This is a genomic window from Pseudoalteromonas sp. AWH4_217, assembly GCF_056161105.1.
In genome coordinates this window covers 188,313-213,620 of record NZ_JBSWYM010000003.1, presented here as the reverse complement: position 1 = coordinate 213,620, position 25,308 = coordinate 188,313, and the positions used below count along the sequence as shown (strand labels likewise).

At 44.6% G+C, this 25,308-nt stretch carries 28 protein-coding genes; 7 read left to right on the top strand and 21 right to left on the bottom strand.

The window, feature by feature from the left end:
- Position 1 precedes the first annotated feature (1 nt).
- From ACXAH1_RS04355 to seqA, 16 genes are all read right to left on the bottom strand, one after another.
- Positions 2–577, bottom strand: a complete 576-nt coding sequence (locus tag ACXAH1_RS04355; protein WP_475194151.1) for a chalcone isomerase family protein — start codon at positions 575–577, stop codon at positions 2–4.
- Complete coding sequence (locus tag ACXAH1_RS04350) at positions 570–1,082, bottom strand: DUF2878 domain-containing protein (protein WP_475194148.1); 513 nt, start codon at positions 1,080–1,082, stop codon at positions 570–572. The genes ACXAH1_RS04355 and ACXAH1_RS04350 overlap by 8 nt, the downstream gene beginning before the upstream one ends.
- Positions 1,060–2,337 carry a class I SAM-dependent methyltransferase gene (locus ACXAH1_RS04345; protein WP_475194145.1) on the bottom strand — a complete coding sequence of 426 codons (1,278 nt, stop codon included), beginning with the start codon at positions 2,335–2,337 and terminating at the stop codon, positions 1,060–1,062. Before ACXAH1_RS04345 ends, ACXAH1_RS04350 begins: the two co-directional genes overlap by 23 nt.
- Positions 2,338–2,340: 3 nt before the next feature.
- Positions 2,341–3,150 carry a DUF1365 domain-containing protein gene (locus ACXAH1_RS04340; RefSeq protein ID WP_475194142.1) on the bottom strand — a complete coding sequence of 270 codons (810 nt, stop codon included), beginning with the start codon at positions 3,148–3,150 and terminating at the stop codon, positions 2,341–2,343.
- Entirely contained in the window at positions 3,150–4,403 is a 1,254-nt protein-coding gene (locus ACXAH1_RS04335) for an NAD(P)/FAD-dependent oxidoreductase (RefSeq protein WP_475194138.1), read from the bottom strand. Before ACXAH1_RS04335 ends, ACXAH1_RS04340 begins: the two co-directional genes overlap by 1 nt.
- Positions 4,400–5,125 carry an SDR family NAD(P)-dependent oxidoreductase gene (locus ACXAH1_RS04330; RefSeq protein ID WP_475194136.1) on the bottom strand — a complete coding sequence of 242 codons (726 nt, stop codon included), beginning with the start codon at positions 5,123–5,125 and terminating at the stop codon, positions 4,400–4,402. The genes ACXAH1_RS04335 and ACXAH1_RS04330 overlap by 4 nt, the downstream gene beginning before the upstream one ends.
- Positions 5,110–5,595, bottom strand: coding sequence for a nuclear transport factor 2 family protein (locus ACXAH1_RS04325; protein ID WP_475194134.1), 486 nt, complete (start codon positions 5,593–5,595; stop codon positions 5,110–5,112). Before ACXAH1_RS04325 ends, ACXAH1_RS04330 begins: the two co-directional genes overlap by 16 nt.
- A gap of 248 nt (positions 5,596–5,843) precedes the next feature.
- A complete protein-coding gene (locus ACXAH1_RS04320) occupies positions 5,844–6,494 on the bottom strand; it encodes a ChrR family anti-sigma-E factor (protein ID WP_475194132.1) in 651 nt (216 codons plus the stop codon).
- Entirely contained in the window at positions 6,487–7,146 is a 660-nt protein-coding gene (locus ACXAH1_RS04315) for a sigma-70 family RNA polymerase sigma factor (protein ID WP_475194130.1), read from the bottom strand. The genes ACXAH1_RS04320 and ACXAH1_RS04315 overlap by 8 nt, the downstream gene beginning before the upstream one ends.
- 104 nt (positions 7,147–7,250) lie before the next feature.
- Positions 7,251–7,808 (bottom strand): LON peptidase substrate-binding domain-containing protein, encoded by a 558-nt coding sequence (locus tag ACXAH1_RS04310; protein ID WP_475194126.1) that lies wholly within the window; start codon positions 7,806–7,808, stop codon positions 7,251–7,253.
- Positions 7,809–8,001: 193 nt separating this feature from the next.
- A complete protein-coding gene (locus ACXAH1_RS04305) occupies positions 8,002–9,552 on the bottom strand; it encodes a dihydrolipoyllysine-residue acetyltransferase (protein ID WP_475194124.1) in 1,551 nt (516 codons plus the stop codon).
- Between the two features lie 10 nt (positions 9,553–9,562).
- The gene (locus tag ACXAH1_RS04300; RefSeq protein ID WP_046004494.1) at positions 9,563–10,540 is read right to left on the bottom strand and encodes an alpha-ketoacid dehydrogenase subunit beta; all 978 of its coding nucleotides are present in this window, start codon (positions 10,538–10,540) and stop codon (positions 9,563–9,565) included.
- Positions 10,540–11,757 (bottom strand): thiamine pyrophosphate-dependent dehydrogenase E1 component subunit alpha, encoded by a 1,218-nt coding sequence (locus ACXAH1_RS04295; RefSeq protein ID WP_054015196.1) that lies wholly within the window; start codon positions 11,755–11,757, stop codon positions 10,540–10,542. Before ACXAH1_RS04295 ends, ACXAH1_RS04300 begins: the two co-directional genes overlap by 1 nt.
- 244 nt (positions 11,758–12,001) lie before the next feature.
- Positions 12,002–13,033: a succinylglutamate desuccinylase gene (gene astE, locus ACXAH1_RS04290; protein ID WP_475194122.1), complete on the bottom strand. Its 1,032-nt coding sequence runs from the start codon at positions 13,031–13,033 to the stop codon at positions 12,002–12,004.
- Positions 13,034–13,310: 277 nt separating this feature from the next.
- On the bottom strand, positions 13,311–14,948 hold the full coding sequence (pgm, locus tag ACXAH1_RS04285; protein ID WP_475194119.1) for a phosphoglucomutase (alpha-D-glucose-1,6-bisphosphate-dependent): 1,638 nt from the start codon (positions 14,946–14,948) through the stop codon (positions 13,311–13,313).
- A 9-nt stretch (positions 14,949–14,957) separates the two neighbouring features.
- Positions 14,958–15,500 (bottom strand): replication initiation negative regulator SeqA, encoded by a 543-nt coding sequence (gene seqA, locus ACXAH1_RS04280; RefSeq protein ID WP_475194116.1) that lies wholly within the window; start codon positions 15,498–15,500, stop codon positions 14,958–14,960.
- Positions 15,501–15,625: 125 nt separating this feature from the next.
- Here seqA and ACXAH1_RS04275 point away from each other — a divergent pair, with 125 nt between their 5' ends.
- The 5 genes from ACXAH1_RS04275 to fur all read left to right on the top strand — a co-directional run bounded on the left by ACXAH1_RS04275 (position 15,626) and on the right by fur (position 18,074).
- Entirely contained in the window at positions 15,626–16,399 is a 774-nt protein-coding gene (locus tag ACXAH1_RS04275) for an alpha/beta fold hydrolase (protein ID WP_475194115.1), read from the top strand.
- Between the two features lie 86 nt (positions 16,400–16,485).
- Positions 16,486–16,707 (top strand): DUF2788 domain-containing protein, encoded by a 222-nt coding sequence (locus ACXAH1_RS04270; RefSeq protein ID WP_046004500.1) that lies wholly within the window; start codon positions 16,486–16,488, stop codon positions 16,705–16,707.
- Positions 16,707–16,985, top strand: coding sequence for a LexA regulated protein (gene ybfE, locus ACXAH1_RS04265; protein ID WP_010384731.1), 279 nt, complete (start codon positions 16,707–16,709; stop codon positions 16,983–16,985). The genes ACXAH1_RS04270 and ybfE overlap by 1 nt, the downstream gene beginning before the upstream one ends.
- Before the next feature lie 14 nt (positions 16,986–16,999).
- Positions 17,000–17,527, top strand: coding sequence for a flavodoxin FldA (fldA, locus tag ACXAH1_RS04260; protein WP_138545604.1), 528 nt, complete (start codon positions 17,000–17,002; stop codon positions 17,525–17,527).
- 100 nt (positions 17,528–17,627) lie between these two features.
- Entirely contained in the window at positions 17,628–18,074 is a 447-nt protein-coding gene (gene fur / locus ACXAH1_RS04255; RefSeq protein WP_054015203.1) for a ferric iron uptake transcriptional regulator, read from the top strand.
- A 288-nt stretch (positions 18,075–18,362) separates the two neighbouring features.
- On the opposite strand, the gene ACXAH1_RS04250 is transcribed toward fur, so the two are convergent.
- The 5 genes from ACXAH1_RS04250 to ACXAH1_RS04230 all read right to left on the bottom strand — a co-directional run bounded on the left by ACXAH1_RS04250 (position 18,363) and on the right by ACXAH1_RS04230 (position 22,962).
- Positions 18,363–18,899 (bottom strand): hypothetical protein, encoded by a 537-nt coding sequence (locus ACXAH1_RS04250; protein ID WP_475194110.1) that lies wholly within the window; start codon positions 18,897–18,899, stop codon positions 18,363–18,365.
- A 129-nt stretch (positions 18,900–19,028) separates the two neighbouring features.
- Positions 19,029–19,454 carry a hypothetical protein gene (locus tag ACXAH1_RS04245; protein ID WP_475194107.1) on the bottom strand — a complete coding sequence of 142 codons (426 nt, stop codon included), beginning with the start codon at positions 19,452–19,454 and terminating at the stop codon, positions 19,029–19,031.
- A 762-nt stretch (positions 19,455–20,216) separates the two neighbouring features.
- Positions 20,217–20,672 carry a hypothetical protein gene (locus ACXAH1_RS04240; RefSeq protein WP_475194106.1) on the bottom strand — a complete coding sequence of 152 codons (456 nt, stop codon included), beginning with the start codon at positions 20,670–20,672 and terminating at the stop codon, positions 20,217–20,219.
- Positions 20,662–21,444: a hypothetical protein gene (locus ACXAH1_RS04235; RefSeq protein WP_475194103.1), complete on the bottom strand. Its 783-nt coding sequence runs from the start codon at positions 21,442–21,444 to the stop codon at positions 20,662–20,664. Before ACXAH1_RS04235 ends, ACXAH1_RS04240 begins: the two co-directional genes overlap by 11 nt.
- Positions 21,445–22,098: 654 nt before the next feature.
- Positions 22,099–22,962: a hypothetical protein gene (locus tag ACXAH1_RS04230; protein WP_475194101.1), complete on the bottom strand. Its 864-nt coding sequence runs from the start codon at positions 22,960–22,962 to the stop codon at positions 22,099–22,101.
- Positions 22,963–23,316: 354 nt separating this feature from the next.
- Between ACXAH1_RS04230 and ACXAH1_RS04225 the strand changes: the two genes are divergently transcribed.
- Complete coding sequence (locus ACXAH1_RS04225) at positions 23,317–24,126, top strand: fascin domain-containing protein (RefSeq protein ID WP_475194098.1); 810 nt, start codon at positions 23,317–23,319, stop codon at positions 24,124–24,126.
- Positions 24,127–24,744: 618 nt separating this feature from the next.
- Complete coding sequence (locus tag ACXAH1_RS04220; RefSeq protein ID WP_475194097.1) at positions 24,745–25,269, top strand: hypothetical protein; 525 nt, start codon at positions 24,745–24,747, stop codon at positions 25,267–25,269.
- The last annotated feature ends 39 nt before the right edge of the window (positions 25,270–25,308 follow it).

Sequence of the window (25,308 nt, the reverse complement as noted above, 5' to 3'; positions counted from 1 at the left end):
TTTACCTTTTCCCTATAAGCTGTTTTCTCAGCTTGGGCTCAGTGGTTTTTTCAGACAACCAGATCCCCAAAAATGCAGGGCCAAAGGCACGGTCATTAATCGCGCCCAGAAACCGAGCAGATTCTTTAAGTACAGACTCTGAAAGAGATCCTTTTAACGTCTCTGGTGCTTCAGGACGAAAGTAAAAACGGCTCTGTTGCTCTTTATCAACGACTAATATCAGTTGATTTCCTTTACGGATATCAGGCCAAAGTTGACCAAGCTGTCTGAGCCACTGTTCGCTGTTATCCAGCTTAACTTTTTGTTTTTGCCATTGCTCTCGGGTTGCATCGACCAGCTCTTGCGCCTCAATATCACGCTTGTAGGTCAATTTGAGTACTTGCGGAAATTCTGTTTCCTGATACGTCCCTGCTGATGTATAAAGCGCAGCGGAGTATATGTCCCAAAACAGATATCGTAATTCTGCAGTTCCACGTAGCTCAAGCGTTGGCAATTGAGTAGCACTTGATGCCCCAGCCTGAGACGATACCAATATGGCAGCTGCCGTTATTAATTTTCGACCTAATCGACTAAGCATGTTGAACCCCCGATTGCGTATTCAGGCGTGAATTTAGGTAGACCACCAGGGGTAACACTATCGCCCACACCGCGGCGAACACTAAAAACACATTAATAAGAGACAGCGAACTGTTGAGAGCTCCCAACTTGATACCACCGATATAGCTCAGGGCACCAAATACCGCGCCTGTCATTGCCTGAACGCCCACATTGAAGCGCCCCAGCCAGCTAAGGCTATGATTCAGAGTTAACAGAAAATGCGCCCACAACAACGCTAACCACAATGGCAACCAAGGCTGACCATCAACAAAGGAGATAACACCAAGTGCTGCAAGCGTTTGGTCGACCACTAATCCCACAGGTAAAATCGTTAAACTGACCACATCTGCTTTTCTGCTAGGTGAAAGTGCAAAATGCAGAGCCATAATAACGACTACCGCGATGACTGCCTGGTGAGTGAACAGTGCGCTAAGCCACCAGACAGATTGAAAAATGACAAGGTTAATTAGCCAGAAATTGCGCATCGTTGACCCCAACGTATCTGGGCTTACGGGCAACGAGATGATGTGTACTGATCACTCGCTCAAGGAAGGCGCCCTCACAATACTGCAGATAAAAGAGCCATAGGCGCCTAAAGCGCTCGTCAAAGCCGAAAGTACGGATCTGTTGCCAGTTTTGCTCGAACTGCAACCGCCAACGCTTGAGTGTCTGCGCATAATGTAAGCCAATGTCGTCGATGTCGCGCACAACCATGTCTGTTTGAGTACCCAGATGCGCAGACATCACCGCAACTGACGGAAGACACCCACCAGGAAAAATATAGCGCTGAATAAAGTCAACGTTGTTTCGATAGTGGTCATAGCGCCCATCTGAAATGGTGATAGCCTGAAGCAACATTAAGCCGTCGTCTTTTAGCAAACTACTACACTTGGCAAAAAAGCCCGGCATATAACTATGTCCGACTGCTTCTATCATCTCAATAGACACCAGTTTATCGAACTCGCCTTCCAGCAACCGGTAATCCTGCTTCAACAAAGTAATCTGCGCTTCCAGGCCAGCAGTTTTAATTCGTTGTGCGGTAAAGTCGTGCTGGGCATCTGATATGGTAGTGGTTGTAACTTTACAGCCGTAATTTTGCGCTGCAAATATGGCCAGTGCGCCCCAGCCAGTGCCAATTTCCAACAGGTGGTCATCAGGACTCAGCTCAAGCTTGTCACAAATGACCTTCAGTTTGTTGTGCTGGGCCTGCTCAAGCGGTTGATCCAATGTCTCAAACACAGCGCTGGAGTACATCATGGTCGGATCCAGGAAAGCCTGGTACAAATCGTTGCTCAAATCATAATGGGCAAGAATATTTTGCTTGGAGCCTGATTCACTGTTGCGATTGCCAAAGTGAAATACCTTATTTTTAAGCGCAGTAAGCCAAGACATTTTCCCCTCTAGCTCGTCTAACTGAGACTGAGCGCAGGCAAATATACGGATCACCTTAGTCAGCTCCGGAGTGGCCCATTTTCCATCGATAAAAGCCTCAGCCGCACCTATTCCCCCTCCTTTGAGCACATCAATATAAAAGCTGGGATCGCTGACGAAGATGGTCGCCTGGAGCCGTGGTTGCATCGCCCCCAGTAACACTTTCTCGCTACCTTCTATGATCTCCAGTCGATCATGCTCGAGATTTTTAAGTAGCTTAAAAATAAACGCTCTGGCTTTATTAATCATCAACTGGTGCCACCAAGATATAGTGACGGGCTTAGAGATGGTTTGGCTATTCTGTTCCATGTATCACTTCGCTTTATTACAGTTAGAGTGAGTGTCGGGGTGTGGTATGAAGGGCACACGCTTCACCCAGAGTTTCAAAGCCTGCCAGTAAATAGACAAGCATATTTTCAACGTCATAGAGGGCACACACAAACCCAAACCAACCAAACTCTTTAATGAGAGTGGCCTGGACTTGAGTGCCATGGTGGCATCAAACAACTTGTCCTGTTGCATCTTGCCCAACTGCTTGTATTCATGCTCAGGAGTTGCATGGTTTTCGATATGAACCATCAACTGTCCCGGTCCCTGCTCAGGCGGCGCTTTAACGCGCCAAAGGTACTGCATATCCAGAGACATAAACGGAGACACATGAAACACTTTATCGGTCCTGTGCGCCTTGCTGATATCAACTAAATAATAATGACGCTGATTCCAGGGGGTATTACTCACCTCTGCCAGCATCAAACTGCAATCGCCCTGAGTGTCGTAGCAAAAATAGACATTGAGCGGGCTAAAATACAAGCCCAGGCAACGGCCTTGCACAAGGGCCTTAACCCGACCCCCAGGCCATTGTCCGCCAAGCTCTATGACTTTGTTTTTTATACGTTGCTGCAAGGTACCGGGATCACCTTTGAGGTAGTCTTTGTGAGCAAAACGAATTGGGCGATACCATTGAGGGCCCAGTATTCCCTGCCCTTTTTGAGTAAAGGTATCTTCGTCGACGTCCAGGCATAACATATACAAACGGTAAGAAAAACCGTGAAACACAGGTGAAAAGCGCCTGTGCCTGACCTGGCCGACATACAAAGGTGAACTCTGTGCTACACCACTCATCACAAATCGTCCAGGCTTATGCCAAACTTTGCGGCCACATCAACTGCGCTGCGCACGCCGTCTTCATGGAAACCGTTATACCAATAAGCACCGGCAAAGTGGGTGTGCTGTTTCCCGCAAATTTCCTTACGACGTTGTTGTGCCGCCATACTCTGCGTATTGAACACCGGATGTGCATACTGATAGTGGCCAAGCACCTTATCTTCATCAATCGGTTGATTTAACGTGACACAAAAAGTACACGGTGCTTCAATACCCTGCAAAATGTTCATGTTGTAGGTTACGGCTGCAGGTCGCGACTCATTGTTATCGAGCAAATAGTTCCAGGCAGCCCACGCCAGACGACGCTTTGGCAGTAGATTTGTGTCAGTATGCAACACTACACTGTTGTTAGCATAAGGGATCGCTGATAACACACTGGTTTCTTCCTCACTGGCATCACCCAGTAGTGTCAGCGCCTGATCACTGTGGCATGCAAAAACCACCTCATCGAATTCATGGGTACCATCAGCAAAATGAAGCTGTACGCTACCGTCTGTTCGGGTCACCTTTTCAATATTGGCATCAAGATGAATGTTACCTTCTAGGCCATTCAGCAATGGTGCAATGTACTGCTTAGAGCCACCAGGGATCACATACCATTGCGGCCTGTCACTGATGTTGAGGAGTCCATGATGGTAAAAAAAGCGAACAAAAAACTTCAGCTCGAATTCTTTCATTTTCTGCAAGCTGGTCGACCAGATAGCAGCCCCCATGGGCAAAATGTAGTGCTCAGCAAAAAACTCACTGAAACTTTGTTGTTCGAGAAAAGTACCGAGGGTTTCATCGCTGGTAAAGTCGTCATTAGCAAAGCGCTCTTTAGCGGCTTTGTTGAAACGCACAATTTCACGGATCAAACGCCAAAATTTTGGACGGACAATATTGCGTCTTTGCGCAAACAGCGTATTGAGGTCGTGGCCGTTGTATTCCAGTCCGGTATCCTTGTTATGAACACTAAAGCTCATTTCTGTCGGTTTACCCTGAATTCCAAGCTTATCCATTAATTTAATAAAGTTTGGATAGGTTCTGTCGTTATAAACGATGAACCCGGTATCAACCTGATACGTTTGTCCCTGATATTCGATGTCTTTTGTTGCAGTATGCCCGCCCAGACGATCTCGTTTTTCGAATAAATGTACGTCATGTTGGGTACTGAGCAAACGTGCACAGACCATACCTGAAACGCCACTACCAATGACGGCTATTTTTTTCATCTTTTTATCCATTTTGCCGCAACATGTCGCCAAACGTTATGCGGCAACCAACCAAAAAATTTAAGCAGGTAGGTAAACCTGCGAGGAAAGTGAATATCAAACTGTTTGTTTTCTACCCCTTGAAAGATACGTTCCGCGGCTTGTTCGCTGGTTATCTGACAAGGCATTGGAAAGTCGTTTTTTTGTGTTAGGGGAGTATCAACAAAGCCGGGGTGTACGACGCTGACCTGAATGCCATTTCCGGCCAAATCCACATCGAGTGTCTTAGCAAGATAGGTAAGTCCCGATTTGGAAGCACCGTAAGCCTCAGCACGAGGTAAAGGCAGGAAACTTGCCGATGAACTGACAAACACCAAAAAGGAAGGAGCACGTAGCTTGCCAAGCCATGCATCCAGGCAGTAACCCACTGAGATCAGGTTAACGCGGATGATCCGCTCGAACAGTTCAGAATCGAATTGTTTCGCGTCGTCTATGTATTCACAGCCACCGGCGTTAAGGATAATCCCATCCAGGTGTGGCAGTTTGTCTGCCACCTCAAAAATGGCAGCCTTATCATTAAGGTCAAAACATACATGTCGTACTTGTTCAGATTCAGGCAGAACCGATTGAAGTTTTTCTTTACTACGGCCACACACATGCACTTTGTAGCCGGCATTAAGATAGCGTCTGGAGAGAGCGAGCCCTATTCCGGAACTTGCCCCCGTTATCAAAATTTCGGGCATGCCTGTGCTCCTTTGTTGTTTACACCGCTGCTTTGCTCCCCAGAAATACGGGCTTTGAGCCAACGTACACCCACTCCCATCAATGGGATATGTTCGTACAGCAAGCTGCCTGCATCGAAGTAATCTCGATGTAGAATCACTTTGCCGTCCTGTATTTTTAGGTAAGAATGGCCTTCTACGCTTATCTCCCGGCCTTTTCCCAACCGGTTATGCCGATAGCGCATGGTCCAGTAAAGCGCGGCCTGGTCGCCTTGCGACAGACTATGGTGAATATCAAACTGACAGCTGATCACATTGCTGTACATATCGGAAAAGTATGTGCTGAGGTTGCTCAGTCCATTAATGCCATGTAACGGATCGCTAAACTGGATATCAGGGTGATAAATCTCTTCCAGCAAGTGCAAGGTTTCTTTGTCCAGTTTATTGTAAATCCTTACAAAGTTGCTTAGCCAGTCTGGTTGTTCGGTCATTACTTTGTCCTTTTTGATACTATGCCTTGTTATACGGGGTCAGACTGACATCAGATCAAACTCTCTGAGTCTGGGGTAACCTTTTGCACTGATACCGGCTGATATCAGATGGACGCACAAGTTACTCCTAGAACATTAGCAGCTTTTCTGATAAAGCGCTTGAAATCAGCACCCTATAAATGAAAAAGCACAAAGGCTGGCTTTGTGCTCAAGTCGAAGGAGGAATTAAAATAAGACTTAATGCTGATTTAGTAGATCAACTTACCTATGGGGTTAAACAATTGGCTCAGGCCCTGGCTAAAGTGCAACGCATCGTCGGCAAGTGTAAAGCACAAGCAAGACTCAGTCGCAACAGGTGAATGTTCATGGCTACCATCTAGCATAATAAAGTCGCCCGGAACGTAACTGTCCATTTCATCTTTGAATGTACCGGAAAGCAGTAATGTCAGCTCAAAGCCCTTGTGGGTATGCTGAGGTACACTGCCGCCCTTTTCAATGTGCAACAAACTGGCATGCAGCTTACCGTCGCCCAGATTCAACCTGGAGCGAGACAACTTGCCTAGTTTTAACCAGCCACTCAATCCAACATTCTGCAAGCTGGATGGCAGCACAAATTGCTCTCCCTTCACTTCAATTTCAAGAGGTGCAGGAGCAGGCTGGTCTGTAAACTGCGTGTCTTCTGTTATCTGAGCGATTAAATCGTCCCAGTTTTCGTCACCTTGCAGATCCATATCTTCACCAGCAAAGCTATGCGCACAGCTTGCTTCAAACTGACTAGTCAGCTGCTGGCATTGCGGGCACATAGCCACGTGCATACTCACAGCCACACTGAGCGACGCGCACAGTTCTCCCTGAACATAAGATTGAAGAATGTGTTCGGATGGGTGATATTTAATCATGGTGCTCCCCCATATGTGCTTTCAGTTTGCCCAGTGCCAGTCTCAGTCGGGATTTTACGGTGCCCAAAGGTATACCAAGTTGATTTGCCAGCTCTTCCTGACTCAACTCCTGAAAATAAATGCCTTTCACTACATTTTTTTGTTCTTCAGGTAGCTTTTCTACATAATCTACGAGCTGCCTGTCCAACAAATGATCGGAAAATTCGGCACTGTCATCGCGCTCATTGCTATGTTGCTGCCAGATGTCCTCACTAAGATTGTCCTCACGGTTGGTCTGCATCTTTCTCAGCATATCGAAGGACTGATTCCGCACCAGAGTATAAATCCAAGTGGTTACAGCGCCTTTTTCGGCATTAAACAAATGGGCTTTTCGCCACACGTTAGCCATGCTCTCCTGAAGCAGCTCCTGTGCCTGGCTTGCATCGCCAAAGCGTTGGCGACCCAGGTGCAACACCTTAGGTGCAAACCACTTGAATAAACAGGCGAATGCTTTTCTGTCCCTTTGTTTGGCAATGCGGTGCATCCAGTCGCACAACTGCGCCTGTTGCTCGGGACTGAGCAGGCGTTGCTCCGAAGTTTGTGTAGCAGCAACGTCTTTCATAACTGACCCCTGTGGCGTTTCGGTACTTTGCTGACGGCTTTTTTCTATCATTAGCTCACATCCATACATAATGGAAGTTTAAAAACGGATTTTTTATTTCTATACACTTTATACGTCGAACAAATAGATTGGGATCACACATGCTGACGAATATATCAGTCGTCCTGACCCGTTAAAATGGTATCAAGGAATTTCAGTGCCTGAGGCAATGTGCCTGGCTCGCAAAAGCCCTCTTTATGCTCCGGAGAAAACGGTAAAATCTCCAAGAAACGTCCGGCTACCCATGCAGCATCTTCAAATCGGGGTTCCGGATATAACGCAGCCAGTTCGGGGTTTTGTTTGAATATACGCAGCAGCTCATCGCTAATGTGTTGATATCTGGGTGCCAGTTCAGAGCACGACCAGTGTGGTCTTACATCAAAGAGAGCTTGGCGTAATCCGTCAGCGTCCATCCAGACTTCGGTCACATCCAGCAAACCCTTAGAACGTACGTCGATGGTTAGAATATCATCTTCCGCGGAGCCAAAATCAATGATTTCCACCCAACTTGCCCAAGGTGCAGTCTGAAATTCAGTCGCAGACTTGTACAAACTAAGTGCAAAGTGACGCTCATCGCCGGCTTCTTTCACCATGCGCAAATATTTTTGCTCGAAGATCCGCAACCGAGTGACGCCACCGGGCAGGAGAAATACGGGTAGTGGAAAAAGTGCCATTTGCACGCTTTGCATCATAAAATCAGGCCAAACAGTTAAATCTGACTTGTAATACGTATAAGCGATTTACCCGGATCAACGAAAATCTATCTCGCTAAGCCAGTACATACTTTTTGGTTTTTTATCGGCGGGAGCATTAAAAAAGGGCCGTAAAGGCCCTTTACAACAAGTAAGAAACTAGCAAAAGCAATGATTAGCGCATCGCCATCATCATTTTAGCCGGCTCCTCTAAGTAAGACTTCCACAAATTGTTGAATCTTGCAATCGTTCCGCCATCAATAACACGATGATCGCCAGACCAGCTCACTTGCATAATCGCACGTGATACCACATTGCCCTTATCATCAAAACGTGGCAGATGCTGTAATTTACCCAGCGCAACAATGGCCACTTCAGGCTTATTAATGATAGGTGTCGCTGTCGTTCCGCCGATTGCGCCGATGTTCGAAATTGAGATCGTGCCGCCTTTGAGGTCATTGGGGGAAACTCGCCCTTCACGCGCAGCGTCTGTAAGCTGTGTTACCGCTTCAGCGACATCCACAATCGATTTGTTCTGACACTGTTTAATATTTGGTACCAGCAATCCAAGCTTACTGTCGACCGCCATACCGATATTGTGGTCGTCAAAGTAAGTTATCTCTGTGCACTCATCGTTCACCTGCGAATTAAGAATTGGGAATTCTTTAATCGCCAGTGATAACGCCTTGATAAAGAATGGCATCATTGTGAGTTTAATGCCCTGCTTTGCATACTGATCTTTTAGCGATTTGCGCAATGCGATCAGGTCAGTCAGATCAATCTCATCACTGTAAGTGAAATGCGGAATAGTTGAAACCGACGCGACCATCTGTTTGGCCATCGCAGCTTTCATACCACGGATTGACTCGACACGTGTTCCACCTGATGCTACCGGTGCCGGTGTTGATTGTTCGGTCTGAGCAGGCGTAGTCGACTGAACGGCGACAGTGCCACCTTGCGCAAAGCGCTCGAGGTCTTCTTTAAATACACGACCATTTTTACCTGAGCCTGGTACCTGAGTGATGTCGATGTCCATCTCGCGCGCGCGGCGTCTGACCGCTGGCGAGGCAACGGCTTTGCCATTCACTTTAGTCGTTGTAGCTGGTTGTGCAGGCGGCGCTTTGCTTTCGCTAACAGGCTGTGGCTTGTGGACCGTCAGCTCGTCTTGTTTCGGGCTGTGATCCGCACCTAAGCGCATCTGGAATAACGGACTGTGCACCTGCGCAATATCGCCTTTTTGATAATATAGCTTTTCAACCACACCATCGTACTTGGCTGGGATTTGCACCAGAGCTTTGTCTGTCATCACATCACACACAGCCTGATCTTCTTTGATTTCATCGCCTTCTGCGACCAACCACTCGACGATTTCACACTCAACAATACCTTCACCTATATCCGGCAAAATAAAGTCTTCTAAATGTGCCGCAGACGCAGCTGGTGCTGAACCGCTGTCACCTGCATTGCTGGCAGGTGCAGGTGCTTCGCCAGCAACATCCATTGCAAACAGTGGCTCATGGACTTTAGCAATATCGCCTTTTGCATAGTGTAATTGGGTGATCACGCCGTTGTGTACAGCCGGGATCTGGACCAGTGCCTTGTCTGTCATCACATCGCAGATAGGCTGATCTTCTTTTACTTCATCACCAACATTCACCAGCCATTCGACCAGTTCACATTCGACGATCCCCTCGCCGATATCCGGTAAAATAAATTCTTTAGACATGATCCGTCCCTTAAAACTCTACTGACTTCTTAATTGCAGCGAATACTTTAAGTGCATCCGGTACATACTCTTTTTCCAGTGCCAGCGGATAAGGTGTATCCAGGCCACAAACACGCTCGATAGGCGATTCAAGATGCAGGAAACACTCTTTCTGGATAGTTGCTGCGATTTCAGCGCCGAATCCGTTCGTGATAGGTGCTTCGTGACTGATAACCAGGCGACCGGTTTTAGTTACAGACTTAGCAATGGTCTCGACATCCCACGGCAAGATTGAACGCAAGTCAATGACTTCACAACTGATCCCGGCTTCTTCCGCTTTGGCCGCTGCCTGCTCAATGATCTCCATCTGTGCGCCCCAGGCAAGTAGTGTCACGTCTTTACCTTCTTTCACTACTTCGGCTTTACCAATTTCAATGGTGTAATCGCCCTCAGGCACTTCACCCGTAGACGCGCGATACAAACGCTTTGGTTCAAAGAAAATCACCGGGTTGTCATCTTTAATACACGCGCGCAGCAGACCTTTTGCCTGATATGGATTACGCGGCACGACCAGCTTCAGACCTGGCGTATGAGCAAAATAAGCTTCGGGTGATTGTGAGTGGTACAGACCACCGGCAATACCACCACCATAAGGTGTGCGAATGGTCAGATTGCCGACATTGAACTCATTACCAGAGCGGTAACGGAACTTGGCCGATTCGTTTACTATCTGGTCGAACGCCGGGAAAATGTAATCAGCAAACTGGATCTCAGCAAGCGCCGGTGCACCGAAAGCCGCCAGACCATTAGCAAAACCCAGGATCCCCTGCTCAGTCAGTGGCGTGTTAAACACACGGTGTTTACCGTATTTTTCCTGTAAGCCTGAAGTGGCACGGAATACACCGCCAAAGTAACCCACATCCTCACCAAAAATACAGGCCTGCGGGTGCTCTGCCATGGTGATGTCTAGCGCCGAGTTAATGGCGTGCAGCATGTTCATTTTAGCCATTATTTTACCCTCCCAGCCGTGATTGGATATGCATCCGGATGCTGTTTAATGTGCTCTTTAAGTTCTTCGTATTGTTTCTGCAGTGCCGGGATAGGTGTATCGTAAACATCAGAAACAAGCTCTTCCAGTGCTGGTTTTTGAACCTTTTCCGCCACTTTTAGCGCTGCCAATATCTCTTCACGGATCTTGTCTTTTTGTGCTTCGTCTTCTTCTTCGTTCAGCCAGCCCTGTTTTAATAACCAGGCTTTGAAACGTGCAACCGGACAGTTTGACTTAAACTCGGCTTCTTCGTCTTTAGTACGATAACCTGATGGGTCGTCCGACGTAGAGTGCGCACCTAAGCGATAAGCTATAGATTCAATAAGGACAGGCTCGCCTGTCGTTACTGCAATCTCACGGGCTTTTTGCGTTGCCGCATACACCGCCAAGGTATCCGCTCCGTCGACACGAATGGTCTTAATGCCGTAGCCGACACCGCGAGAGGCAATACCGTCGCCTTTAAATTGTTCATCAGCTGGCGTAGAGATGGCGTAACCATTGTTACGGGCAAAGAAAAGTACCGGAGCCTTATGCACTGCGGCCATGTTCAAACCTGCGTGGAAGTCACCTTCCGACGCGGCACCTTCCCCAAAGTAACAAATAGTGACGTTGTCAATTTCGCTGCTTAGTTCACCGCTTTGTGCATCGATATGCTTCAATTTCTGGCCGTACGCATAGCCCGTCGCTTGCGGGATCTGTGTGCCCAGTGGCGATGAAATGGTCAGGTAGTGTAATTCGTTTGAGCCATAATGAACTGGCATCTGACGACCCTTACCCAAGTCTTTTTCGTTAGAGAACAGCTGGTTCATAAACTGCTCAAGCGAAAATCCACGATAGTGCAGTGCCGCTTGCTCGCGATACTGTGCCATGATCATGTCTTCTTGTTTTAGCGCAGCCGCACTGGCGGTAATAGCAGCCTCTTCACCAAGACACTGCATATAAAAGCTGATCCGGCCTTGACGCTGAGCCGCCTGCATACGTTCATCCAGCAGGCGGATAAAACGCATTGTGGAGTAAATACGTAGCGCCGTGTCTTTGTCTAACTCAGGTGCAGTTGCACCGTCCAAAATCTCACCGTCTTCGCTGAGAATTTTCAGCGTCGGGATGTTAAGCGCATGGCCATCGATAAATTCGAGCGCATGGCTGATATTCAACGATATGTTATTGGGGTTAGTCATAACCTACCTTCTCTTGTTGTCATAACTAATTTGCAATGCCAAAGCCGCTTAAAATGGGCCGGTTCCGCGGTTAGAGATTTGAATAATTAGTGCGGTAAATGCAAATTAATTAAATTAAAGCTTTTGCCACTTTACGTTAACGTAAACGGTTATTCAACTAATCCTAGATGAATAACCGTTAATTTGCACATTTTGCGGTGGAAAGTTTTTGATACGCTTTATTAAGCGCTTTATTTACAGAGGGTTATACGAAGTTTTCGTCCACTTCCAGCGGGATCACAGTCAGTAATGCACGCTGACCCAGTGCGACTTTAGCATTCGGGAAAATGATGGCTTCGCCCTCAACTTCTGCAAAGTAGTCCTTATCACCGTCGGTTGCGAGCAATTCACCTTTAGCAAAACCGGTGAAATTTACCGCAGAATCAGGGAATGGGAATGAAAACGCCTCACAGGTGCGGTTTATCGTACGATGCACCTGGAACAACTCGAAGTCATTTGCATTAAATTCACCAAATTCAACACTTCCTTGGCTAATTAATGCTTTTAGTGTTTGTTTTACTGCGGCAAAACGAGGCATATCATTCTCGCCAAAAGGCTTCACCTGCCCCAGCTCAACTGTAAAGGCGTCAGCACCAAACTGGAAAGATGAGAAGTAGCTGAAGGTAGTCGCTGCTGAGCGCATCATCAAAATAGTATTGACGCCACAGGCCAGCATAAATTGTAATTGTGACTTCTTCCACGGCTTTCCATGCAGGAATGGATAAACTGCAAATTTCTCGTTTTTGGAGCCACGAATTGCGGTATGCAGATCATAGTGACAGCGATATCGCCCCTCTGGCACGCTGGTGAAAAAGTCGCGCACATAGCCTTCAAGTTTTGCAGCGCGGATCTGCTCCGGGTTTTCGGTGCGGTTTTCGTGGGCACCGTTGAACAATCGGTTCAGGTTTTCATCCACAAAACGCTCTGCGATATTGATGGACTTAGGGTTTCCGAATACAAATAACACACGATGTGCCAGTTCAATTCGCTCCAGGATCACATCCTGAATAAACTCGTCGCATATTTCGATGGGAGCGGTTTCATTGCCATGCACCGCGCTCGACAACACGATGTCTTTGTTACCATAAGTGGCAGGCGTAAACTGGATAACACCTGTGTCTTTTACTTCAACCAAAGTGCCGTTGCTCAGCGTAAATTGCTCAGCGGCAAGGGAAAACTCGTTATTACGAGTCAGAGTCAGGAAGTCTCCAGTTTGTTTTAACGTATCAAGGTACATACGAACATCACCTTTTGTGAGAGAAATGAGCGTCGCTGAGGAGTCATACCAATTTCACTAAATACCTGTTCAATTTGACGGAGCAAATATGACGCTAACGGCGTTAAAAATTTTTCATTTAGAACAACTAAATAACAAAATTTTTGCCTTGTTATCGACCATATTTTCTCGCCTCATAATAGAACACTTAATTAAGCAAATTGGTATCATATTTCAGCAACTAAATAGTAGGTATAAAAAAAGGCCATCACAACGTATGGCCTTTTATCACTTAAAGTTAGCGGATCACGCTATCTACCAATATCTTGGCCGCCTGTTCCAGCTCAGCAAGATGCGCTTCGCCTTTAAACGACTCAAGATAGATTTTATAAATGTCTTCGGTGCCCGATGGACGAGCCGCAAACCAACCCGACTCGGTTACCACTTTTAATCCGCCGATGGCGGCATTGTTGCCTGGTGCCTCGGTCAGAATATCTGTGATAGCGTCACCGGCAAGCGTGCTGGCCGTGACATCTTGCGGGCTTAAGGCTTTTAATTTGGCTTTTTGTTCAGGTGATGCAGGCGCATCAATACGCTTATAAACTGGCGCGCCATATTTCGCTTCAAGCTCACGGTAATATTGTGACGGCGTTTTACCGGTCACAGCCAGGATCTCGGCAGCCAGCAAGCCCATAATAAAGCCGTCTTTGTCTGTGTTCCAGACCTCACCGTTACGACGCAAGAAGGATGCGCCCGCGCTTTCTTCACCACCAAATGCCAACCATTGTTCACTCAGGCCTTCAACGAACCACTTGAAACCAACTGGTACTTCGTACACTTCGCGCTGGTTGCCTTTGACTACTTTGTCGATCATTGCGCTGGATACCAGGGTTTTACCAACTTTTATATCACTTCCCCAGTCTCGGTGCTTAAGCAGGTAGTCTATCGACACGGCCAGGAAATGGTTTGGGTTCATCAAACCGTCTTTAGTGACAATACCGTGACGATCGTAATCCGGATCGTTACCAATACCGATATCATAATCGTCTTTAATCGCCACCAGATTGGCCATTGCAAATGGCGAAGAACAATCCATACGAATTTTGCCGTCTTTATCCAAAGGCATAAAGGCAAAGCGTGGGTCAACTTGCTCATTCACAACCGTAAGGTCTAAGCCATATTGTTTGGCGATCACTGGCCAGAAGTTGATACCAGAGCCACCAAGCGGATCAACACCAATACGTATACCCGCTTTTGCAATGGCTTCGAGGTCGACAATATTTGCCAAATCTTCCACATAAGGTGTGATCAAATCGACATATTTTACAAATCCAGAGCGACTGGCTTTAGCAAATGGGAACAACTCCACTTCAACCAAATCTTCGATTAATAGTTGATTGGCGCGATCCTCAATCCACTTAGTCACATCAGTATCAGCCGGTCCACCATTCGGGGGATTGTACTTAAAGCCACCATCTTCTGGCGGATTATGTGAAGGTGTCACCACAATGCCATCGGCCAGCTCATGTGGATGAGTCTGGTTGTGGCAAACAATCGCATGGCTGATCACTGGGGTTGGCGTATAATCGTCATTTTCCTGAGTCACTACATGGACTTCATTGGCGACCAGTACTTCGATGGCAGAGTTGAACGCCGCTTCCGACAACGCATGGGTGTCTTTACCTAAAAACAAGGGTCCAAAAATATTGTTGGCTTTCCTATAGTCACAGATAGCCTGGGTGATGGCCAGGATGTGAGACTCATTAAACTTTACATTATATGAACAGCCTCGGTGACCTGACGTGCCAAAAGCAACGCACTGCTCCGGATTTTGCTCCAGATCAGGCTCATTTAGGTAGTAAGCCGATACCAGTTTGGGAATATTAGCCAGCTGACTTAACGGTGCTGGTTTGCCTGCATTGGGGTGATTTGCCATCACATTTCCTTATAGGTAGTCTCGGATAGTTTCTGCCTGTTGCGCCGAATAACCAAGTATGAGCGCAACTTCGTGCAACATCATTTTTTTGCGCGTCGTATTTGAGTTTGTCATAACCCAGTACTGACTGTCTGCAATGTTTTTCGGGTTCGTACTACTACCGCTTTCGAGCAGCGCTGCTTTACTGGTCGAAAAATAAATGCGATCTCGCCCTTTAATTTCCAGAACTTTATGGAAATCCACTTTGTGGCTGCGATGAAATGCCGCCAGAATAAACAAAAAGCGCCCTACTACGCCTTTTTGCATAGCAAGCTCTTCTTTGTTGAGAATATCAAATACGTTACCTGAAGGCTCACTTGAAACCGCTGCTGGCTCTGGCTCTACCTCAGGTTGAGCTGCCGATTCTGCTGGCTGTACGGTTTCCTGAACTGGCTGCGCCACTGAGTTCAGGTTCAATAAACGACGCAGGATCTGGGAAGCGCTTTCACCAATACTTTGCGTGTTACTGGCAATGTACTGATATAGCTCGTCATCTATTTCTATTTTTTTCATGCTTGTCCTGTCATTTTATACATCTACTGCATCTTCTCGGGATTATATCTAAATTTAACTTATTCCTCTACGGCTATGATTTTGCTTTCAACACTGGCAAACTATGCGCCGGATCCGGAGGTATTATGTTGCTTAACTACAAATTATCGGGACAACCACTGGGCAGTGCCGAGCCCGTTGTCTTACTTCACGGCCTGTTTGGCTCGTTGGAGAACCTAAATATTATAGCCCGCGCATTGGGCGAGTCTTACGCTGTGATCAATCTAGATTTGCGCAATCATGGCTTGTCGTTCAAAAGTGATGTAATGGATTATCCGAGTATGGCTCAGGACGTGCTAAATGTACTCGAGTACCTAAACGTAGAAAAAGCGCATCTGGTTGGTCATTCAATGGGCGGCAAAGTCGCCATGCAAGTAGCAATGCTGGATGAAAGTAAAATCCATAAGCTGGTTGTGCTGGACATAGCTCCGGTGCATTATCACCCACGCCATGACAGTATTATCCAGGCATTAAACGCTGTTGCTTGTGCACAGGTAACTAGCCGCACTGAAGCCGACACAATAATGAAGGCCTTTATAGACGAACAAGGCGTGCGCGGTTTTTTGCTCAAAAGCCTGGCAAAAGGCGAACATGGAGAATTCAACTGGCGCTTTAACCTGGCTGTCATAGAGGCCAACTATGATAAGATCATATCAAATATAAATACAACTCATTCTTGTTTGTGTGATACCCTGTTCCTGAAAGGAAACAACTCAGATTATATTCTGGCAGAACACAAAGACGCCATCATGCAAGCCTTTAACAATGCCAGAGCAAAAATCATCCAGGGTGCCGGACATTGGCTGCACGCAGAGAAACCGCAAGCAGTCAATCGTTCAATTATTGATTTTATTCAATAATTACCCCAGTTTTTTCTCAGCAAACTTAATTTATCGGTAACAGGTATGGTATAGTAGCCGCCGTTTATATTTTGAGTAGTGCAAAGATGATCAACGAATTTATGAATGAGTTTGAAACCATTGGTCTTTACTTTGCTCTCGCCGGGATTTTCTTCTTTATAGGTATGGCCATTCAGGACGTCCTAAAGAAAGGAGACGTGCCCAAGTTTGGTCGATACATTGTCTGGTTAGTGCTATTTTTAGGGTGCTCAGGCTTTATCGCCAAGGGCCTGATACAAGTATTTTGGCAAGGTGCGGGTGTTGGTTGATGGCCAAGTCTGAATTAGATAGAACCACTATCGACTTGTTTGAAAATGAAAAGCGCCCTGGTCGGCCTAAGACAAATCCTCTCCCCAGAGAGATGCAGCTAAAGATCAACAAGCGCAATCAGATTAAAAGAGACAGAGCAAGAGGGTTAAAGCGCGTCGAGTTTAAAATTTCCTCTGAGCTATATCAGGCATTGAGCGATATGGCTGAAGAGCAAAATATCAGTCGTAGCGCGCTGATAGAAACCATTTTGCAAGAAAAATTAGCGATTAATAGATAAAAGGTAAGTAGTTAATGGCAAGCGTAGGTATTTTTTTCGGCAGTGACACGGGTAACACCGAACACGTTGCAAAAATGATCCAAAAAGAATTGGGCAAAAAATTAGTCGACGTTAAAGACATCGCCAAGAGCAGCAAAGCAGATATCGAAGAGTTCGACTTGATTCTTTTTGGTATCCCTACTTGGTACTACGGTGAAGCACAGTGTGACTGGGATGACTTTTTCCCTGAGCTGGAAGAAATCAATTTTGAAGGCAAACTAGTCGCAATCTTCGGTTGCGGTGACCAGGAAGACTATGCTGAATACTTCCTCGATGCAATGGGCATGGTCAACGACATCGTCACTGAACGTGGTGCAATCGTGATCGGTAACTGGTCTACCGAAGGCTACGACTTCGAAGCCTCTAAAGCCCTGGTTGACGACGGTCACTTTGTTGGTCTGGGAATTGACGAAGACCGTCAGCCTGAATTGACAGAAGAACGTGTCAAAAAGTGGTCTGCTCAGGTATACGAAGAAATGTGCCTAAGCGAGCTGGAAGACTAACAACCTCTAACGAGGTTAGTAATCCAAAGCACACTATTTTTAAGTCTGTGTCGTGCTAGACTTAAGTAGTAACTGAAATTAGACAAATTGAGACAGATTAATGACTGATCACAACTTAGAGCTAAAAAAAGCGGGTTTAAAGGTTACCCTGCCACGTATTAAGATCTTAGAGATCTTGCAGTGTCCTGATAACCAGCACATCAGTGCCGAAGACGTATACAAAATCTTGCTGGACAAGGGCGAAGAAATCGGTCTTGCAACCGTTTATCGTGTATTAAACCAGTTTGACGACGCTGGCATTGTGACCCGTCACCACTTTGAAGGTGGTAAGTCTGTATTTGAATTGTCAGGCAGTACACACCATGACCATCTGGTATGCCTTAAGTGTGGTAAAGTCGTTGAATTTGAAGACGACGTGATTGAAACGCGTCAGGAAGAAATTGCTAAAGACAACGGCATTAAGCTGACCAACCATTCACTATATTTGTACGGTGAGTGCAGCGACGTAGAAGCGTGTAAAAAATACGCTGAAGAAAACGGTAACTAAGCTTACGTATTTCATTGTAAAAAGCCGACAACAGTCGGCTTTTTTGTGTCTGATGTGTCGTGGTTAAATCTGCCTTTTCATTGCATAACTTCAGCTCCCCAACAAATACTCGATCAGGGCAATTTGTATAGAGTTAACCTGGCAGTCTTATAGTAAAAAACTCTACACCAGCTTTGAAGCCTGCAAAATTGAAAGGCTTGACAACACACTTGCCTACCCCAGTCCTTCGCGCTTCATTTACCTCAGCAAGTGAGCGTCATCGTCAGAAAATTTACATCTTCATATCTACTATTTTGCCAATTCAATGCTCCGGCTTTGATACATGTCCGGTTGTTTTAATGGGTTAACACGAGTACATGGAATCAAGCGTGATTCATCCGACAGGTTATGCGTTTTGAAGTGATTTTCGTCAACTCTTATAATTTTTCCATAATAAACACTGTCTGGAGTGTGATTTACAAAAGACTCTACTGATTGTGGTGTAAAAATATCCAGCTCATCTTTTTCTAGTCTGGATAAATGCTTCTTGTACGCAAAGCTTTTAACAATATCCCCAGTTATCTCAAAACGGGCTGAAGTTTCGATATAAATAACAGACGCCACATCGGGCTGTGAATTATCATAAATCTTATAAGTAACCTTAGACCACACGCTTGATTGTTCTGTTGAATAGTAATCAACTGTATGAAATTCCATGGTCGAGCCCTCACCGATTTCAATGGTTGCCGTACATTCCCAGTGTCCATCAAAGAAATCTGAAATTTCCTCTTGCGAATAGGAAAACAGAGGCAGCAGTAAAAAAGCTAATGTAGTTATTTTTGTCATAACACGGATTTAAAACTCAACTCTATCAAACAGAAAGATTACTAATGCGGCTAAAACTACGTACCAAAAAAACAACCAAACGTCATTTTAAAGTATGTGTCACTCTTTGGATAAGGTATTAATGGCTTCTTATTCACCCTTTTGCTTCCAAACTAGGTGTAAGACAAGATGGATTATTAAGAATATCGCCGGACATAAAAACAAATAAAACTCTAACCAGGTACTACCCAGCTTGAAAATTTCACCTTTATAGTTAATTCCTGACCAATAAGTAAATACCAGAGCTGAGAGGCCTAGAATAAGAAACACTAATCGAGTTTTTTGCTTAAGCTTTAAGCCCCAACTTACGGAAGTTAAAGCGAGGTAGCCAAAAATTCCAAATATTGAAGTAAAAATCCATTTCAGGCTAAAAAGTATTGGCAATTCGAGAATATTACCGACTGCACCAATTAAGGTGAAAAATGCGATGATCACCAACAAGGTTGAAGGAACCCAAGCCAAAATAACAGTTAACCCAATTAGCAGATTTCTCATAAATCTAGATACATTCTTCATAAACCACTTCGCGATAATAACGACTTGCTTAAACTATACTTGTCTGTTTGATTTTTCCGTTATAAATTCTCTCGAATGCCTTTTAGCTTTAAAGAGGACAGAAGCAACGGACACTGCAAAACCAAAGTGGGATTCTACCCTGGCAGTCCTAGCCTTGTTGTAATCGCGTAAGTTGGTGATACGCTTTTCTTTCCAAGGTCAATCTCGGTGTTTTTTTCAGATCTGAGCACATAAGGCTACTGAGTTAAAAAAGTACCAGGGTACCCGGTACTTATACAGTTAGACAATACTTGCCTTGCTCTATTTTACTGAAGTTAAGTATCGGACTAGCAGCTGTAATCTACGGACTGACAGAAATTTTCGCTCATGCAAAACCAGTCGGTATGGCACAAACCATTCCCAGATTTGTGAGGAGCACCTGCTCCAATATTGGGGGTTAGATCTGCAGGTATTACATTTTTGTCTGCGGATAGGTTTTTAATCTTTTGCTTCTTTAATCTAATTTTCATGATTATTTCCTTATTGTATGTTGTATGAGCAGGTTATGCCTGCACGAACACTTTAAGCTCAAAAAACGAACAAAGCAAATTTTGTACAGAGTATGTGTGATTTCAGCCTTGTGTAGAAGCCGGTTCGAGTGGATAAAAATCACATAAACAACAGGGCAATAGAGGCTGTTTTCTATGATAGACCCAACCCTGCCCAGTTCCTGAGCTTGCTTGGTTCTTTAGCATTAGCAAAGCCAATTATTTTTCATGTAGATTACTTTTTTTCTACCATTAAGTCCGAAAGCTTATAGTTGCGCATTGGACCACACATTGCCATTCCACCATCTTTAGTCTTCGGAAAACGGTAGTAAACAGTAATTTTAATATTATTCACCTGACTCATATTTAAATAGAAATATGAAATACTATATCCTTTAAGTTCTGGATTGGCTTGAAGCTCCCAATCACCAACCTCATTTACACTTATGGATGTCTGTAGCACCAGTTTCTCTCCATTTACATAATTTATGCTCATGGAAGATGCTTTAGCTTTTTCAACTACACTTGGAACAAAAACACCTATAGCTTCAACTTCTTTAGTCACTTTAGTTGGGTCAATGATTGATGCATAAGCAACAAGTTCATCAACAGCAGGGCTTATTGAACACGCCCAAGTTGAAAAAGGAAATAATAAAACAGGCAAACACTTCATGACTTTATTAATAATCATTCCCTATATACTCTTGACTTAATATTGATTCTATATGCGATGTATCTATTTCACTTGCACACTGTTTAATGAGTTTCTTTAAATTTGGTTTTAAATGTACTGAAGCGTGACTAATTGGTAGGTTCTTTAAAGCGCAAAATATCGCAAGTGCGTAACAAAACTCTGTTTCTGTTAAATAACCACTCCTATTGGCTGACCACCCTTGGGCATCAAAATCCGTGAACTGTTGAAAATTGAATGCCGAATTTGCCATAAATATACCAAACCCAAGAAACACAGCGGTAAGGTCCGTTGCAAATTCCCAGTTTTCCCAACCTCCGGGTGGTTCCTCCTTAGATGTTGCAGTTAAATAATGAGCTAATTCATGTGCGAAAGTCGCGACCAATTGCACAGGCTGTTTGAGCAAAGAAGGGTTGTAAGTTATTTGTACGGTTTCTTCTGTAACAGAGAATGTACCGAGTGGAGAAGACTCTATACCCTTCACATGCAGTGCAGAGCCAAGGCTTGGATCGGGATCCTCATCCTGTTCTATCAGGACACAATCCCAATTTTCAATTCCCGCATACTTTTTAACTTGGTTGAATGTTTCCAATACAGCTTCTTTTTCGTTTGAAACTTTTGATGGGAAAAATTCGCTATTGGGTAAAACCAATACAGTATCTTTGTAGAAGTCATCTCCTCCAAAGTTCTTCATTAACCACTTGTATGTTTCTATTTGAAATAAAATGTCCTCTTGTGAAAGTACGGGCTTTTTCCTGAAAATTCCAAACACGGTTTAATTTCCCATGATTTATAACAATTTATTTTCTACCAAAATGTCAGAACACAAACCGACAAAATGGATTGCACCGCATATGTTTATCGTCCCACGGAATAGACTCGGAGTAAATAAGTCGTTGAAATATGTATGAGTATATCCATGTAATAGTTGAAAAAACCAAAGCACAGCCCGTACAACTAACACTATTTTTACCAATTGGATTGTTCATGATCCCTTTTTTACCAACCTTTTGAGAGTACCCGAGCAAATGTACCTGAGCCATTTTGCCAAATGAACTATTAAACCGCATATAAAATGGATCTTGGCACCCACTCGATTTCACAGTAAGTAAAGTTTTACACCAAAGAAGTTGTGGTGATTTAAAATCATGTATTAACCAACTGATATAAAAAACATCGCTCTAAGCACGTAACACCAGCAACATACTAAATAACCAAATTATTGATTGACATGATAAAATCAAAAATATAAGTGTGTAAAAACACACTAATGAAGACGGTATCCAATTGAGTGATTGTGGGTTCGGTAAAGCCGACAATCGTCGGCTTCTTTGTGCTCTGTGAGCCTAATGCGGGCAGTAATTGGTATCTTCAGGTTTGCACTAGGTATCTGCCAGTACTTTATGTGCATTCACTCAGAACAGTGCTAAAGTGCCCTGAAATAAAGCGGTGGATTGACTGGATTAAGCGTTTTATCCTCTATGATCTTACCGCCTTGTAACTGTCTGTTCGTTGACTCTATTAACGACTGCTGATGACCGTTTAAGTCCAGGCCCACTGGTGTCTTTTGCGCTAGTACTCCTTCTTTTGAGCAGTACCGAATACGCATAGTGTCATTGACATCTTGCCAGGTACATTCCAGTAAGGTTTCTGTGAATCCATCTACTATACGTTGGGCAGGGTAAGCCCTGAAGTAAACCGGTCCCACTTCGCAGGCATTTGGCTCTGGTGTTTTATCAATGACAGCCACACCGCCAGTGAAATGGTTGAGTGCAAAGCCGTGAAAGCTCATAACGCAATTTGAAGAGTCCGCTATCTGTAATTTGGTGGCAATTGGTAAATTCAACGTACGTCCTTCGATATCATCACACATTAAATTATGAGAGTTGTTGACCACGTTATTCCAACGGCATTCCAGACGCTTTTCTTCCTGCCCACCTACGATGCGACTCGCGGGCGCGGGGTCAAAAGATACCGAATATCCCCTACAGGAAGTCTTCTCCCCGTCAACTTTAACGGTTCCTTTAAGCTCTGTCCGGTAACCATCAAACCAGTTTATTGTGCAAATACCATAGCTGGGAATATTCACCCTGTTAGCAACCAATATGTCTGGTAAACTGGCATCTACCGGATGGGTACACATTTTGTTTTCCCATGTACCTATTTCATTTTGTTTATCAGACTGCCAATAGCAAGACATGGGTGAGCTGTCTTGGGCATGTGCAGTGGCCATGAAGCTACACGCGATAATTGATGATGCTTTTAGTAGTACATTTAATTTGTTTTTCATACTGGTATTCCTTTTTAGTAATGAGTTGTCATCCGAAAACATGTGCACATTAACATTTTTAAAAAGGTTAAAAAGTCTAAATTACAGTTACTTACAATCAATTACCAGGCACTACAAACACACCTTTTTACTTACAAAGCTAATACGCATCATCGACCTGGATTCATTTTCCATACATGCTTAGCCGTGTAGCTACCGCTTATCGGCATCGTATGTCTAAGGACAATGGCGATTGCAAAAGACTCGTACGTTCAAGTAAAAGCCATGTAAGGCAGTGTAATAGTATTTGTAGTGCCGACGCCTAAACTCTCAAGGCTGTTATCCCTGACAGCCATCCACACAAGGAGCCAGGCTATGACTATCTCAAAATTTATGCTGTGTGCGTTATTTAGTAGCACTTTTTTGGTACATGCAGGAACCCAGTACCTAACCCAACCTGCCAGTAATATCACGCAAACTTCAGCTCAATTGAACGGATACTCCTCTTCCACAATTGGTCTCAGTGGAGAGATTTTTGACTATGGGCAAACGATCAGTTACGGAAATGGTGCACTGGCCATTCCTCCAGGTGTTAATGGTCCTGTGAGTGCGCAAATTTCCAACCTGGATTGCGGCACACAGTATCACTTTCGCTTTCGAGGTGACCCCAAACCGCCCCGCACAACTATTCAGGGTGAAGATCTCACCTTTACTACGCTCCCCTGCGGTCCGACGAGCTATTCGAACGTATCCTTTGAAACAGGTGGACAATACTATTTCGTCGCAGAAGGCAATGGTGGTAGCACGGTGAATGCAAACCGTCTGGCTATTGGGCCTTGGGAGCAGTTTAACTTGATTGATATCAACGGTGGCGACCTGAATAGTGGCGATCAGGTCCATATTCAGACAACTTCAGGCTACTACTTTGTTGCAGAGCAAGGCGGTGGCGCGGAACTCAATGCCAACAGAACCGCAGCATCTATTTGGGAAACGTTTACCATCGAAATACCAAACAACCCTGGCGGTTTGATACAAAACGGAGACAAAGTCGCCCTCAAGTCTGTCAACGGGTATTACGTGCAAGCGGCTGGTAACGGAGGATCTGGCGCAAATGTCTACCCAACGGTGATTGGCTGCAATGCTACATACCCATGTTCCTGGGAAATGTTTAAAATCTATTTTTAGACAAACCACAAATTTGCATGGCTGTATAACTTGCCATGCAGTACATCAGACTTACAAACAAGCTATCCAAATTATGACTTAAACCTTTCGTTCTTGTTTTATAAGCAGTTAAATTTGAATAACCCCAATACTGGTTGAATCTCCCAAATCGTCTTGATCAGAGATGAAGATTTTGGACATCTAATCACTTGGACCAGCGTTTACTCAAACTATGCTATCTTACATTCTACTTACTTTATTGATGTCCTCCAAACCGGCATTATCAACCACGATATAGTGGCCTCAAGATATATCGTAAGTTGGTCTATAACGAACTGCTGACTATGAGAAATGAATAGTAAGCACTTTTGTAATCACGCTAGTTAGCGTTAGGCTATTCTTTCAAAATTAAATCTAGATGTTTACTTTTGAGATCTGGTCATACAAAACCAAATTGACTCAATAGGTTAGGAAACATCGCGGTCAGGCAGAGCTCCATAGTGTGAGATAAGAAACTTCGCACCCTAGACTTGCAACAAAAACAACCCATAATTAGATCGAAAAATTTACATCTTAAATGATTTTTTAATAAAAAATCATCAAATCGGCTTCAAAGGACCATCTTGGGAGAATTAGGCTATGAGTGAAAATCAGAATTTCTCTAACTCCGTGTGGGGGTTATTTGGTACAGTTTTAGGTGGGGTCTTAGTTTACCTTATTACACTTGTAATAAATAATAGCGTAGAAGAGGCTAAGGACTCGGCACAGCAGGAATTACAACAAATACAGGTGATAAAAGAAAAGGTTTCTGCAGAACATAAAGCAGCGGCCGAATTAGTAGCAGACTTAAAGAAAATGCAAATTGCAGAAAGCATTGAGGAATTAAAAGAAACATTGCAAGAAATTGCAGTAAAAGAGGCCAAAAAAACAGCATCTGACGAAATAGCAGTATTAAATGAAAAGTTCGTTAACCAAAAAGAGTCTTTCGAGGAGACTGTCGACTTAGTATTCCTAATAAAAATGATTAGGGATAAAGGAGTTGGAGTGGCCAGTCACTCATGGATGTCATGTGTTGAAAATAAGTATTATGCTGGGAAATTTTCAAGGAAAGATGTTGATTACAGCAGAAACTGTAGATCAGCCAACCCTCCAACAGGCCAATAGTGGATGAGTCGCACCGGGCATCAATCTGCAGAGTAAGGC